Genomic DNA, 12,473 nt, shown 5'->3' on the forward strand with positions numbered 1-12,473 from the left:
TCGCCTTGCCTGACCTGCGTCTCAAGACTTTTCGTACAGAGGCTAGAACAGGCGGCTGTCCGGGGTGAAATCCTCAACCTGGATTTTCGCGCTCTGCGCCTGCGGGTGCCGTGGGTTGAACAGGTAATTGGTGGTGCTGGGCATGATCGCGCTTGGCACCGGCAGCAGCAATGCCGAACCGTCATCCAGAAAGCGATTGCCCAGCGTACGGGTCAACTCAGGGTGAGCAGACCAGCCGGGCTGCAAAGCGGGCAACTGTGCCTGGGAAACCGTGTCGGGCAGTTCGATGCGAAGCAAGCGCATGGTGGTCGGGAAATCCTCGGGGTCGATCTCCAGGTGCACCAACACTTCCAGCATCGCCCCGGGAGGGCTGGTGGCGGCATACACCACCGGCCGCCCCGCCTGGTGCCAGCGGCCACTTACACGCAAGCCCCCCGTACCGCTCAAGTCTGTATAGGCGCTGATTCGCCACAAAATCACAGGCCATAGCCCTCGGCAATCTGCAGCAGCATTTCTTCGACCTGCGTGGTGCCTTGCTGGGTGGTGAGCATCTGCATCGGCGTCAGCCCCGAGAAACGCTCCTTGGGCTTGGAAAGCCAGCGTTTGGCCTTGCCCGCTTCACCGAACACAGCCTCGGCCATGGCGGTGATGTGGGCCGAGCGGAACAGCCGATCGCTCTCATCCACGGTCAGCGGTTGGTCGCGCTCGATACGGGATTTGAGGGTGCGCAGCGGGATGATCTGGTCGCGCTCCACCGGCGTGAGCACACCGCGTTCGGTCAGCTTTACCAACCAGGTGGCGGCAAAACCATCGGTGATGCGGGTGTGAATCTCGAAGTCACTGGCAAGCTCGGGAATGTCCAGCAGCGCCTGCAAGCGCGCCCGGTACTCGTGGTAACCGTTGTCGCGAAGCACTTCGGCAAGCATGGCAGGCTCCTTTTCGGCATTTGCCGATAAGTATGCGGTATATGCCGGGTCATTGCCAGTTTGCCTGATCGGGCGGTCGACGTCAGGGCTTTGCCAGATTAACTGCCAGCGTTGCCAGGGCCGCACAGCGGCCCCGGAAACCTCACAGGAAGGTGAACACTTGCGATGCCGGCAACCGCGACTTGCTCAGCCCGGCATTGAAGTCCGCCTCACTGCGGTAACCCAGGCTCAGGATCACCACACTGGTAAAGCCACGCTCACGCAAACCCAGTTCGGCATCGAGGACCTTGCTGTCGAAGCCCTCGATCGGCGTGGCATCCAGCCCATGCGCCGCTGCACCCAGCAAGGCAGTTCCCAACGCCAGGTAGGTCTGCTTTTCCATCCAGTGCTGCACATCCTTCTGGTCGAAGCGGTGCAGGTTGACGTAGTGCCGGCGGCTCTGGTTTTGCCCGGCGCGCGCTTGCTCATCACGGAAACGGCCATCGGCAGCCTCTTGATCGAGCACGGCGTTCAGGTGTTCTTCAGTCATTTCGGTACGGGTGCAGAACACGATCACATGCGAGGCATCGAGAAGCTTCTGCGTGTTGTAGGCATAACCCTCAGCAGTGCTCTTGGCCAGGCGGGCCTTGCCTTCGGCCGTGTCGGCGACGATGAAATGCCAGGGCTGGGAATTGACCGACGACGGGCTGTGACGCAGTTGTTCGAGCAGGGCGTCGACGGTGGCCTGGGGAATGCGGCGTGAGGCATCGTAAGCTTTGGTGGTGTAACGGCGCTTGGCCAGCGATACGGTATCCATGCGACAACTCCGGGATGAACAGTGGATTTGCCGGGCATCTTATCTTTCCAGCAAAAAAGAAAAAGCGGCACAATGTAACAACACTTTCATCCCTGGAATGAAAATGCTGCGCATCACCGACCTCGAACTGTTTGCCCGCAGCAGCGTGCTGGGTAGCTTCACTGCCGCCGCCCATGAAGCCGGCCTGCTGCCGGGCCAGGTGGCTGCCGCGATCAAACGTCTGGAACGCGACCTGGATGTACGCCTGTTCGCCCGCACCACCCGCAGCCTGCGCCTGACCGCCGAGGGCGAGCGCTACCTGCCAACCGCGCTGAATGTGCTGGAAAGCCTGCGCCAGGGCCATGAAGATCTGCATGGCAACCCCAATAGCCTGCGCGGCACCCTGCAGGTGTCGGCGCCTTCCGACATGGGCCGCAACATGTTGTTGCCCTGGCTCAGCGCCTTCCGCCACGACCACCCGGCATTGCAACTGCGCTTCTTCCTGTCCGACCAGATGGCCGACCTCAACCGCGACCCTGTGGATGTGGCCATCCGCTATGGCCTCAACCAGGATGCCAACTACATCGCCCTGCCACTGGCCGAATGGAACCGCCGAGTGCTGGTGGCCTCGCCCGACTACCTGGCCCGCCACGGCCGCCCGCTTACCCCCGACGCGCTGCAGCAGCATGCCTGCCTGCTGTACATGCAGCACAGCCGGGTGTACGACAAGTGGCAGCTGGGTAACCGCACCGTGCAGGTGCGTGGGCCGCTGGTCAGTGACGATGCCGACGTCATCCGCCGCCTGGCCATCCAGGGGGAAGGTATCGTCTACAAGTCGTGGCTGGATGTCAGCGCCAACATCGCGGCCGGTGAACTGGAAATGGTCCTGCCCGAATTGCTCGGCGAGCCTACCCCGCTGACCTTGGTCTGCCCTCATCGCAAACAACTCACACCGGCCGTGAAGCAATTGCACCTGTGGCTACGCGAACGCTTCGAGGCCCTGCGCGCCCGGGCACTGACCAACGGCTGCACAATCGTTCCAGACTGAGCCGGGGGCATTGCGCTAAGGTTGCCATTTACCCCACGGTACCCGTCCATGAGCAACTGGATCGACTTCAAACAAGACGCCGACACCGGCATCGAGTCGGTCCGCGCGCATTTTGTCGGCCATGCCTATGATCCCCACTGGCACGACAGCTTCCTGGTCGGCGTGACCGAACAGGGCGTGCAGCAGTTCAACTGCCGCCGGGTGCGCCACCGCAGCACGCCGGGGCAGGTATTTTTACTTGAGCCTGGCGACATCCACGATGGCCTGGCGCCCACCGAAGAAGGCTTCACCTATTCGACGCTGTACCTGGAGCCCGCCTGGCTCGACCAACAGCTGCGCGCGCTGTACGAGCACGCGCCGGGCGACAGCCTGCCCAGCTTCGCCGACACCCTGTGCCACGACGAACGCCTGGCACGGGCCACCGCCCTGGCCTTCAGGGCCGTGCATGACCAGGACTTGCGCATCGTCAGGCAAACGGCCATGGACGATCTGCTGGCCTGCCTGACCCGCCACCTGCACTGGCGCCGCCGCATCAACCCCGACCCGCGCCTGCCGCTGACCGCACAGCGCGCCCGGGACTTCCTGCATGCCAATCTGGAGCGCGACATCGGCCTGGAGGACCTGGCCCAGGCCTGCGGCATTGACCGCTTTCGCCTGACGCGTGCGTTCAAGGCGGCGTTCGGCATTGCACCCCATGCCTACCTGATCCAGCTGCGCCTGGCCCGCGCGCGGCGCCTGCTTGCCCAAGGCCAGACACCGGCCGAAGTGGCCGTGGCGTTGGGCTTTGCCGACCAGAGCCACCTGGGGCGCTGGTTCCGCCGCGCCTACCAGTTGACCCCGGCCGACTACCGCAGGCGCTGCTCAAACCTTCCAGACTGAGTGCCGGCGGGCAGCGAGCATGGTGCTTCGATGTTACGGAGCCCATGAACCATGTCTGAGTCGTTGTTGCCCTTCATTCTGTTTGCCCTGGTGTCCAGTATCAGCCCGGGGCCGACCAACCTGTTGATCCTGGCCCATGGCGCCCGCCGGGGCCTGCGCGCAAGCCTGGCGCCGATCGTGGCGGCGTGTGGCGCGGCTGCAGCCATTGTGCTGCTCGTCGGGCTGGGGCTGGGCGAACTGCTGCTGCGCCACCCCCTGGCACAACAGCTGATGAGCTGGGCCGGGGTGCTGTGGCTGAGTAGCCTGGCCTGGAAGATGCTGCGCAGTGCCGCCGCCCCGCTCCACACGACCACGGCGCCAGGCTTCAGTGCGCTCAGCGCGGCTTCGTTGCAGGTGGTGAACCCCAAGGTGTGGTTGATGGCCGTGGCGGTGGTCGGGGTATTTGCCGCGCCGTCGTTGCCAGTGTGGCAGCTGGCGCTGGTGTTCTTGCTGATCGCTCTGCCGAGCATGGCCGCGTGGGCGGTGTTGGGGGTGGGGAGCGCCCGGTGGCTGCAAGCACCGGGGCGGTTGCGGGTGTTCAACCAGGTATTGGCGGGGGTTTTGTTGATATCGGCATGGGCTGCCGTATTGGCCTGAGTCTCTACTTGACCGGCAAGGGGCCTGAGCGGCCCCGGCTCAGCGTGCCAACGCCTCGCGAAAGCGCCGGGTACTGGCAACGGCCAGTACCAGCCCGACCACTGCCACGCTGCCGCCCACCAGGCCGATATCCGCCACATTCATCTGGCTGCTGACGATACTGCCCAGCAGCGCACCCCCGCCAATACCGATGTTGTAGATACCCGAGAACAGCGCCATGGCCACATCGGTGGCGTCGGACGCCAGCTTCAGGGTCTTGGACTGCAGCGCCAGGCTGAAGCTGAGAATGGCCACGCCCCAGAACATGCTCAGCACTGCGAACACATAGAAGTTGCCCGACAGCGGCAACATCAGCAACAGGCACGCGGCGAGTACCCCGATCGAACCCACCAGGAAGCCATGCGGGAAGCGGTCGCTGTAACGGCTGAACAACAACGAACCAAAAACCCCGGCACCGCCGAACAACAGCAGCAACAGTGTGGTGCGGTCGCCGCCGATCTGCGCTACGTGCAGGGCGAACGGCTCGATATAGCTGTAGGCCGTGAACTGCGCGGTAATGACCAGCGTCACCAACAAGTAGGTAATGACCAGTGCCGGGCGCTTGAACAGGACCGGCAGGCTGCGCAACGAACCGGAGTTCTGGCTGGGCAGCAGCGGCAGCGATTTCATCAGGCACAGCATGGTGGCTAGCGCTACCCCGCCAATGCTCAGGAACGTGATGCGCCAGCCCAGTGCCTCGCCCACCACACGGCCCAGCGGGATGCCCAGGACCATGGCCAGGGTAGTGCCGGTGGCCAGCAGGCCCAGCGCCTTGGCCTGCTGGCCCGGCGGCGCCACACGCACCGCCAGCGAGGCGGTGATGGACCAGAACACCGCATGCGCCAGGGCAATGCCGATACGGCTGACCAGCAGCATGGCGAAGCTCTGCGAAAGCCACGACAGCACGTGGCTGACAATGAACACCAGGAACACGAACAGCAGCAGACGCCGCCGTTCGATGTTGCGGGTCAGCAACATCATGGGCAACGAGGCCAGCGCCACGATCCAGGCATAGATGGTCAGCATTAGGCCGACCTGGGCAGTGCTCATGTCGAAGCTGCGGCCAATGTCACTGAGCAGCGCCACCGGGACGAACTCGGTGGTGTTGAAAATGAAGGCCGCCAAGGCCAGGGCGATGACGCTCAGCCAGCTGCCGCTGCCCGTTGTGGGTGGCAGGTGTGTGGGTATGGGTCCGTTCATGGGTGGAAACCGCTTCTCCGCAGACAAAGCAACAGGTCGCACGCCAGCCACCCGCTTGCAGGGGTGCCAACGTACGTTTTGTTATGGATAGGAATGCCCGGCATGGTACGCGTCAAGCTGGGGCCTCACAACCGCAGGGCAGGCAGAAGGAGTACCATGCGCGCTTTGTGTGAAACGCGCGTGCAACAAGGAGCCCGATCCGCTCATGGACAAGCAGCACCCCCAGCAGCAGTGGCAGCAGGCAGTCATCGCCTATGCCCAGGCCGTCAACGACTACGTCGCGCAGGGCCGTGCGCACGGCTGGGACAACCTCGAAGAGCCGCAGGCACCCGCCACCGAACACCTGCTCGACGCCTGGCTGGCAGCCCTGCAGGCAGCCAACCGCCCTGGCATGGACGAACCGCAGCGTCAGGCATTTCGCGAGGCCTGGCCACCCGCACACCACCCCTTGATACCGTTGCTCGAAGACCACGGCCAAGGCATCAGCCATGTCCTGCTGCTGGAAGATGGCAGCCTGCTGGCCCGCATCGGTATGCCTTACGACAAGGGCCAGGTGGTGCGTATCGATCACCATGGGGTAACCCCGGTCATCGGCATCGAACACTTTGGCCGTTGCCCGGCGCGGCGCTATTTCGCCCTGGCCAATGCCGAGGGCGTGCGTGTGACCGATGGCTGGGGCGGCCCGCAAGTGCAGCGCCTGGCCTGGCCTACCGGGCTGGAGGGGTTGCCGCCAGGCTACCCGTTCGAGCCGTTCGACCTGCCGCCCACACCGACCGCGCTGATCCCCTTCCCCGATGGCCAGCGAGTGCTGCTGGTGAGTGCCGAAGGTATCTTCGTGCTGGCCACTCAAGGTGCGACTCGCCTGCTGCCACAGCAGACACGCGTGCTCGATGAGCTGGCCGAGGGCACCGACCCGGACGACATCAGCCTGGGGCTGAGCATGGAGCATGGTGCGGTGTCGGCGGATGGCCGGCTGATCGTCGTGGGTGAGCAAGGCAGCCGACACCTTGTTCTGGACGAACGACTCAAGCCGCTGGCGCACATCGGCCCGGGCAGCGAATACCCGCACTTTGCCTTGTTCAACCGCGCGGGTGACCAGTTGATCGTCAATGCCTGCCATTTCTACAGCGGTGCCACGCTGGCCGTGAGGGTGGCAGACCTGCACGGGCTGAATACCGATTACTACAGCCAGGACCCGCGTACCCCGCTGGTGCAGGATGGCGCAAGGGTGTATGCGGGGGTTGCGCGCGATGGCGAGTACATTGTGGGTGATGCCTATGGCTACCTGCGGGCGTTTGGCGAAGAGGGTACGGAGCATTGGCAGCATTACCTGGGATCGACCATCAGTGCGATGGATATCAGCGCCGACGGACAGACGCTGGTAGCGGCGAGCCATGCGGGGGTTATTTCGGTGATTGCGCTGGATAGCGGGCGGCCCGAGTGGCAGATCGGTACCGGGGCGCACGGCGAGGTGCGGCGATGGTTGTTCTGGAAGGGCTGGGACAAGCCGATGGCCTGGTAAAACGGCTGCATCGGTGCTGCCTGTACGGGCCCCAACGCGCGCAAGCCCTACATCACCCCTGTGTAGGAGCGGGCTTGCCCGCGAAGAGGCCCGTACAGGCAACCGACCCATCAGCCCTGTAACGTGGCCATGTCGATCACGAACCGGTACTTCACATCCCCGGCAATCATCCGCTCATAGGCCTGGTTGATGTTGCGGATATCCAGCATCTCGATATCGCAACGGATGCCGTGCTCGGCGCAGAAGTTCAGTACTTCCTGAGTCTCGGCAATCCCCCCGATCAACGACCCCGCCAGCACCCGGCGCTTCATCACCAGGTTGGCCGCATGCAATGCCGGGTCGATCGGTTCGATCAGGCCAACCAGGATGTGCACACCGTCGAACTTCAGCGTTTCCAGGTACGGGTTGAGGTCGTGCTGCACCGGAATGGTGTCGAGCAGGAAATCGAAACGGCCAGCAGCGGCGCGCATCTGCTCGGCATCGGTGGAGACGATCACATGGTCGGCCCCTTGGCGGCGCGCTTCCTCGGCCTTGGCCTGAGAGCGCGTGAACAGGGTCACTTCCGCACCCAGGGCCTTGGCCAGTTTGATGCCCATGTGGCCCAGGCCGCCCATGCCGAGGATGCCGATCTTGTGGCCCGGGCCAACGCCGTGGTGCTTGAGCGGCGAATAGGTAGTGATGCCAGCACACAGGATAGGTGCAGCGCTGGGCAGGTCCATGCCGGCCGGTATGCGCACCACGAAGTGCTCGCTGACCACGATGCTGCTGGAATACCCCCCCATGGTGTTGCTGCCATCGACCCGGTCCGGGGTGGCGTAGGTCATGGTCGGGCCTTCGAGGCAATACTGTTCCAGGTCCTTGGCGCAGGCTTCACAGGTACGGCACGAGTCGACCATGCAGCCGACGCCCACCAGGTCACCGACCTTGTGCGTGGTGACTTTGTCGCCCACCGCCGTGACCCGGCCGATGATCTCGTGGCCCGGCATCAGCGGGTACACGGCAATGCCCCATTCGTTGCGCGCCTGGTGGATGTCGGAGTGGCACACGCCGCAGTACAGGATGTCGATGGCGACGTCATCCGGGCGCGGGCTGCGGCGTTGGAACGTCATGGGGGCCAGGGGGCTGGTGGGGGTTTGAGCGGCATAACCGATGGCGGTATACATGCAGGGCCTCGCAGTGAAGTGAAACGATTCAGGCGACGCATTTTGCGCGTCGTTCGCCGCCTCGCCCACGGCTGATTCTCCGGCATGCATGCCTGATTCTACGAAGATGCCAAGCTATAGCTGGCGCCACGCCCTCAATCTGCGATGATCAAGCTGTCTGATTCTCTGCCCTTGGTCCACCATGCAACTGACCCGTCACGTCGATGCCAATGCGCCGCTCTGCTCACTGATCCGCAGCCTCACCACGCGCCCGGGCTTCGTGCCCACCCTCCTGCCCCAGGTGCAGGTGCTGAGCTGGGACCACTATGTGGCCAGCAGCCCACAGATCTACGAACCCAGCCTCATGATCCTGGCCCAGGGCAGCAAGCTGGCACGCCTGGGGCCGCGCACCCTGGAGTACGGCGCCGGGCATTACCTGGTGCAGGCGTTGTCGGTGCCGTTCATGTGCGAAACCTTCGCCACCCCTGACGCGCCATTGCTGGGCGTGGCGGTGGGCATCGACCGTGGCGTGCTGGGCGAGTTGGTGCAGAGCATGGGCTTGGCACCGGACGCTGAAGTGCAGGCGCAAACACCGCAATCGATGACCTCCGCAGCACTGGATGCGCCAATGCGCGAAAGTGTGGAACGGCTGCTGCACTGCCTGCAGGACCCGCTTGACGCCAAGGTACTGGGCCCGGCGCGCGTACGCGAGGTGCTGTATACCGCGCTGCGCGGCCCGCAGGCCGGTGTGTTGCGGGCACTGGTGGAGCAACAGGGGCACTTCGCCCGCATCGGTGCCGCCCTCGCCCACCTGCGCGAGCACTACGCCGAGCCGCTGAGCGTGGAGGCACTGGCCGCGCGGGCCAACATGAGCGTTTCGACCTTCCATGAACACTTCAAGCGCTGCACCGACATGGCACCGATGCAGTACCTCAAGCGCTTGCGGCTGCTCAAGGCGCAGCAGATGCTGATTGGCGAAGGCCTGGGCGTGGCACAGGCTGCGCACAGGGTGGGCTATCAGAGCACCTCGCAGTTCAGCCGCGAATACAAGCGCCAGTTCGAACGCAGCCCAGGGGATGAATTGCCTTACCAAAGCATGCCGGTGTAATCACCCGATCTGAACAGCCCCTGCAGGTACGCATCCGGGACAAGGCGTTTTTCGCCCGGCGGGTCAGCCTGCCAGCGGCCACTGCGCCAAGGGCCGGTAAGCGCCCTTGCGTGACTCGTAAAGCGTGAAGTGGCGCGCGCTGAGGTAGAACTCCGGCGCGCTGCTGGCCTCGGGGGGTTGCCCGCGGTAATCCCTGGACAGGGTCAAGTGTGGCCGATACTCACGGTTGGCCGCCTCCACCCCCAACGGCAGCAGTGCCTGCTGCAAGCCGTACACCAGTTGCAACAGGGCTGGCGGTGTCTGCTGTGGCTCCAGCACCAGCGCGCCGGCCCGCTGCCACACCTGCAAGCGGTCAAGCAGAAGCCGCGGTGCCATGGCCGGCAATGCCAGTTGATCGACTGCCGCACAGATCGCAGGCACCTGGGCGGTATCTACATCGCCGAGGAACAGCAGCGTGACATGGAAGTTGGCCGCCGGCACCGGTTTGCCGCTGCGCAGGTTCAGCCCGCGTCGCCACTGGGCCAGGTCACGGCGCTGCGCGTCGCTGACCGGCAAGGCGAAGAACAGCCGCTTGAACGGGCTACCGCTGGGGCGTATATCCTGAACCATACAAACTCCCTGACATGAAACGTTTGCGCAAGACTGTAGGGTATTACACCAATGTCGCCCCGCAGTTTGGTAACAATAAGTACAAACTGCCCCCATGATTGTTTATGCTGGCGGGCTCATGCCTCGGCGCATGGCCATTTTTCGACAAGTAAACGTCCATGAAAATTGCACTCGTACTTATCTTCGTCTTCTCGATCGCCTATGTTCACCTGCGCGGTCGGGTTCGCCACAAGCTGACTCGCCAGCTGGGCGACCACTCCAGCTTCCTGGCCCCGATCAACAGCTTCCTGTACCTGTTCTCCAAACACCCGGCCAAGCCCTACCTGCCGGTCGAGGCCTTTCCGGAACTGAAACCGCTGCAGGACCACTGGCAGGAGATCCGTGAGGAAGGCCGCCAGTTGCTGCACGTAGGCGAAATCAAGAAATCCGACAATTACGATGACGTCGGTTTCAACTCGTTCTTCAAGACCGGCTGGAAACGTTTTTACCTGAAGTGGTATGGCGAAAGCCACCCGTCGGCAATGGCCCTTTGCCCACGCACGACCGAGCTGCTGCAAGGCATCGGCACGGTCAAGGCCGCCATGTTCGCTACCCTGCCTCCGGGAGCCAAGCTGGTGCGCCACCGTGACCCGTATGCCGGCTCGTACCGCTACCATCTGGGCCTGGATACCCCGAATGACGACGGCTGCTACATCGACGTGGACGGCGAGAAATACGCCTGGCGCGATGGTGAGGGGGTGATCTTCGACGAAACCTACATCCACTATGCAGCCAACACCACCGAGCACAACCGCATCATCCTGTTCTGCGACGTCGAACGCCCGCTCAAGTACCGCTGGGCAACCGCGTTCAACCGCTGGTTCAGCCGCAACGTGATGGCCGCTGCCGCTGCGCCCAACGATGCCAGCGACAAGACCGGTGGCATCAACCGCCTGTTCACCCGCATCTACAAGATCCGCGAGCGTGGCAAGGCGCTGAAGAAGCGCAACCGCATGCGCTACTACCTGGAAAAATGGGCAGTGGTCGCGGCGTTGGTGCTGGTGTTCATCTACATCTGAAGGCTCAACGCAGGCCACTGTACGAGTGACCTGCGTTTACCCACCAAAGTACCGCCTCGCACGTGCCACGCTTCGACTAGCCTGAAAGCTCCACTCGCAACCCCCCAAGGTGAAGACGATGAGCATGATGGACTGGGACGCCTACCGTAAGCAGTTGATGGCCGGCATCGGCGATCTCAAGCAACTCTCCCCCGACACCGTAGCCGGCTACATGACCGCCAGCGGTGCAGGCGCCAAAACCAACCACCTGGATGCCAAGACCCGCGAGCTGATCTCCTTGGCCGTGGCTGTGACCACCCGCTGCGACGGCTGTATCGCCGTGCATTCGCAGCAGGCCGTCAAAGCGGGGGCCAGCCGCGAGGAAATTGCCGAGGCCCTCGGCGTGGCCGTGGCCATGAACGCCGGTGCCGCGCTGGTGTACTCGGCCCGCGCAATGGACGCGGTGGGCAAGGCCAACGGTTGAGCACAAACGGCGTCGTCGCCCTTGCGCGACGGCGCCGCGCCACCCAGACTGGGCGGCTCACCCCGCGCAGGAACCCGCATGATCCACATTCGCCCCATGACGCCGGACGATTTCGATCGTTTCTGGCCCACCTTCCAGGCCATTGTCCAAGCCCGTGAAACCTACGCTTTCGACCCGGCCCTGAGCTTCGAACAGGCGCGCCAGCTGTGGCTGGAGCTGCCCTTGCACACGCTGTTGGCCGAAGAAGATGGCGAGCTACTGGGGTCGTATTACCTCAAGCCCAATGCTGCCGGGCCTGGTGCGCATGTGGGCAATTGCGGCTACATGGTCTGCGAACAGGCGCGCGGCCGGGGCGTGGCGCGCTTGATGTGCAAGCACTCGCAAAAGCTGGCGCGCCAGGAAGGCTTTCTGGCATTGCAGTTCAACTCGGTGGTAGCCACCAACGAAGTGGCCGTGGCGCTATGGCACAAGCTGGGCTTTGAAACAGTCGGCCGTTTGCCCAAGGCCTACCGTCATGCCCGCCTGGGGCTGGTGGACTGCCTGGTGATGTACAAGTGGCTGGCGGATGAGCCGGTGGTGGAGAAGCCACCGCTGCTGATCGGGCGCAAGAACATCGAGGCACGGGTATCGCGGCGCCGCGGGCGCTAGCTTTACAGGCAAGCCTGCCTCCCCAGCCAACTCATCACGCTGGGGCCTGAAATTCTTGCCAAATGGGGCTCCGGCGCCGCAAAAACGCACAACCTGTTGTTTTTTCTCAGCATTCACAGCACACCAACATTTGACGCCCCAGCCTTTCAATGGTCAGATGCGCGCCAGTTTCAGGTGCCCTGCGCCGCCGCGCGCAGGGTGAAACGGGAAACCGGTGCGTCGTGTTGCCCACGACAAGTCCGGTGCTGCCCCCGCAACGGTAAGCGAGCGAACCCTTCGAGATACCACTGTGCTCAAGCATGGGAAGGTGAAGGTTTCATGCCCCTCGCAAGCCCGGAGACCGGCCTGGAGCTTCACTTGGCAACCCGCGGTGGGCGGGCGCAGGCCGGAATCCGTGCGCGCGCCTGCCTGCATGGTTCG

General features: G+C 63.8%; 14 protein-coding genes and 1 riboswitch. Of the genes, 8 read left to right on the forward strand and 6 right to left on the reverse strand.

What is annotated here, in order from left to right:
• Window positions 1-42: 42 nt before the first annotated feature.
• From KW568_RS18375 to KW568_RS18385, 3 genes are all read right to left on the reverse strand, one after another.
• A complete protein-coding gene (locus KW568_RS18375; protein WP_004573725.1) occupies window positions 43-480 on the reverse strand; it encodes an RES family NAD+ phosphorylase in 438 nt (145 codons plus the stop codon).
• Window positions 477-926 (reverse strand): antitoxin Xre/MbcA/ParS toxin-binding domain-containing protein, encoded by a 450-nt coding sequence (locus tag KW568_RS18380; RefSeq protein ID WP_003250525.1) that lies wholly within the window; start codon window positions 924-926, stop codon window positions 477-479. Before KW568_RS18380 ends, KW568_RS18375 begins: the two co-directional genes overlap by 4 nt.
• A gap of 142 nt (window positions 927-1,068) precedes the next feature.
• Window positions 1,069-1,722: an oxygen-insensitive NAD(P)H-dependent nitroreductase NfsB gene (locus KW568_RS18385; protein ID WP_004573726.1), complete on the reverse strand. Its 654-nt coding sequence runs from the start codon at window positions 1,720-1,722 to the stop codon at window positions 1,069-1,071.
• A 103-nt stretch (window positions 1,723-1,825) separates the two neighbouring features.
• Between KW568_RS18385 and KW568_RS18390 the strand changes: the two genes are divergently transcribed.
• The 3 genes from KW568_RS18390 to KW568_RS18400 are packed head-to-tail and all read left to right on the forward strand — an operon-like array spanning window position 1,826 to window position 4,264.
• Window positions 1,826-2,749, forward strand: a complete 924-nt coding sequence (locus KW568_RS18390) for a LysR family transcriptional regulator (RefSeq protein ID WP_004573727.1) — start codon at window positions 1,826-1,828, stop codon at window positions 2,747-2,749.
• Window positions 2,750-2,797: 48 nt separating this feature from the next.
• Window positions 2,798-3,628 carry an AraC family transcriptional regulator gene (locus KW568_RS18395; RefSeq protein WP_003250518.1) on the forward strand — a complete coding sequence of 277 codons (831 nt, stop codon included), beginning with the start codon at window positions 2,798-2,800 and terminating at the stop codon, window positions 3,626-3,628.
• 51 nt (window positions 3,629-3,679) lie between these two features.
• Window positions 3,680-4,264: a LysE family translocator gene (locus tag KW568_RS18400; protein WP_004573728.1), complete on the forward strand. Its 585-nt coding sequence runs from the start codon at window positions 3,680-3,682 to the stop codon at window positions 4,262-4,264.
• A 39-nt stretch (window positions 4,265-4,303) separates the two neighbouring features.
• Here KW568_RS18400 and KW568_RS18405 read toward each other — a convergent pair whose 3' ends face one another.
• A complete protein-coding gene (locus KW568_RS18405; protein WP_003250514.1) occupies window positions 4,304-5,503 on the reverse strand; it encodes a sugar transporter in 1,200 nt (399 codons plus the stop codon).
• Window positions 5,504-5,708: 205 nt separating this feature from the next.
• Between KW568_RS18405 and KW568_RS18410 the strand changes: the two genes are divergently transcribed.
• Window positions 5,709-7,025, forward strand: a complete 1,317-nt coding sequence (locus KW568_RS18410; protein ID WP_004573729.1) for a hypothetical protein — start codon at window positions 5,709-5,711, stop codon at window positions 7,023-7,025.
• 110 nt (window positions 7,026-7,135) lie between these two features.
• Here KW568_RS18410 and calA read toward each other — a convergent pair whose 3' ends face one another.
• Window positions 7,136-8,188 (reverse strand): vanillin reductase, encoded by a 1,053-nt coding sequence (calA, locus tag KW568_RS18415; protein ID WP_003250510.1) that lies wholly within the window; start codon window positions 8,186-8,188, stop codon window positions 7,136-7,138.
• Window positions 8,189-8,369: 181 nt separating this feature from the next.
• Here calA and KW568_RS18420 point away from each other — a divergent pair, with 181 nt between their 5' ends.
• Window positions 8,370-9,275: an AraC family transcriptional regulator gene (locus tag KW568_RS18420; protein WP_003250509.1), complete on the forward strand. Its 906-nt coding sequence runs from the start codon at window positions 8,370-8,372 to the stop codon at window positions 9,273-9,275.
• A 63-nt stretch (window positions 9,276-9,338) separates the two neighbouring features.
• On the opposite strand, the gene thpR is transcribed toward KW568_RS18420, so the two are convergent.
• Window positions 9,339-9,884, reverse strand: a complete 546-nt coding sequence (thpR, locus tag KW568_RS18425; protein WP_004573730.1) for an RNA 2',3'-cyclic phosphodiesterase — start codon at window positions 9,882-9,884, stop codon at window positions 9,339-9,341.
• 158 nt (window positions 9,885-10,042) lie between these two features.
• Between thpR and lpxO the strand changes: the two genes are divergently transcribed.
• The 3 genes from lpxO to KW568_RS18440 all read left to right on the forward strand — a co-directional run bounded on the left by lpxO (window position 10,043) and on the right by KW568_RS18440 (window position 12,053).
• On the forward strand, window positions 10,043-10,942 hold the full coding sequence (gene lpxO, locus KW568_RS18430; protein ID WP_004573732.1) for a lipid A hydroxylase LpxO: 900 nt from the start codon (window positions 10,043-10,045) through the stop codon (window positions 10,940-10,942).
• A gap of 118 nt (window positions 10,943-11,060) precedes the next feature.
• Window positions 11,061-11,405: a carboxymuconolactone decarboxylase family protein gene (locus KW568_RS18435; protein ID WP_014591592.1), complete on the forward strand. Its 345-nt coding sequence runs from the start codon at window positions 11,061-11,063 to the stop codon at window positions 11,403-11,405.
• A gap of 78 nt (window positions 11,406-11,483) precedes the next feature.
• On the forward strand, window positions 11,484-12,053 hold the full coding sequence (locus tag KW568_RS18440) for a GNAT family N-acetyltransferase (RefSeq protein ID WP_004573733.1): 570 nt from the start codon (window positions 11,484-11,486) through the stop codon (window positions 12,051-12,053).
• A 155-nt stretch (window positions 12,054-12,208) separates the two neighbouring features.
• Window positions 12,209-12,417, forward strand: a riboswitch (cobalamin riboswitch).
• The last annotated feature ends 56 nt before the right edge of the window (window positions 12,418-12,473 follow it).

It is taken from the genome of Pseudomonas sp. HD6515, from assembly GCF_024971855.1.
GTDB lineage: Bacteria > Pseudomonadota > Gammaproteobacteria > Pseudomonadales > Pseudomonadaceae > Aquipseudomonas > Aquipseudomonas alloputida.

Coding starts and splice junctions, on each gene's coding strand:
- KW568_RS18380 (WP_003250525.1), bottom strand. CDS start 926: ATGCTTGCCGAAGTGCTTCGCGACAACGGTTACCACGAGTACCGGGCG.
- KW568_RS18385 (WP_004573726.1), bottom strand. CDS start 1,722: ATGGATACCGTATCGCTGGCCAAGCGCCGTTACACCACCAAAGCTTAC.
- KW568_RS18390 (WP_004573727.1), top strand. CDS start 1,826: ATGCTGCGCATCACCGACCTCGAACTGTTTGCCCGCAGCAGCGTGCTG.
- KW568_RS18395 (WP_003250518.1), top strand. CDS start 2,798: ATGAGCAACTGGATCGACTTCAAACAAGACGCCGACACCGGCATCGAG.
- KW568_RS18400 (WP_004573728.1), top strand. CDS start 3,680: ATGTCTGAGTCGTTGTTGCCCTTCATTCTGTTTGCCCTGGTGTCCAGT.
- KW568_RS18405 (WP_003250514.1), bottom strand. CDS start 5,503: ATGAACGGACCCATACCCACACACCTGCCACCCACAACGGGCAGCGGC.
- KW568_RS18410 (WP_004573729.1), top strand. CDS start 5,709: ATGGACAAGCAGCACCCCCAGCAGCAGTGGCAGCAGGCAGTCATCGCC.
- calA (WP_003250510.1), bottom strand. CDS start 8,188: ATGTATACCGCCATCGGTTATGCCGCTCAAACCCCCACCAGCCCCCTG.
- KW568_RS18420 (WP_003250509.1), top strand. CDS start 8,370: ATGCAACTGACCCGTCACGTCGATGCCAATGCGCCGCTCTGCTCACTG.
- thpR (WP_004573730.1), bottom strand. CDS start 9,884: ATGGTTCAGGATATACGCCCCAGCGGTAGCCCGTTCAAGCGGCTGTTC.
- lpxO (WP_004573732.1), top strand. CDS start 10,043: ATGAAAATTGCACTCGTACTTATCTTCGTCTTCTCGATCGCCTATGTT.
- KW568_RS18435 (WP_014591592.1), top strand. CDS start 11,061: ATGAGCATGATGGACTGGGACGCCTACCGTAAGCAGTTGATGGCCGGC.
- KW568_RS18440 (WP_004573733.1), top strand. CDS start 11,484: ATGATCCACATTCGCCCCATGACGCCGGACGATTTCGATCGTTTCTGG.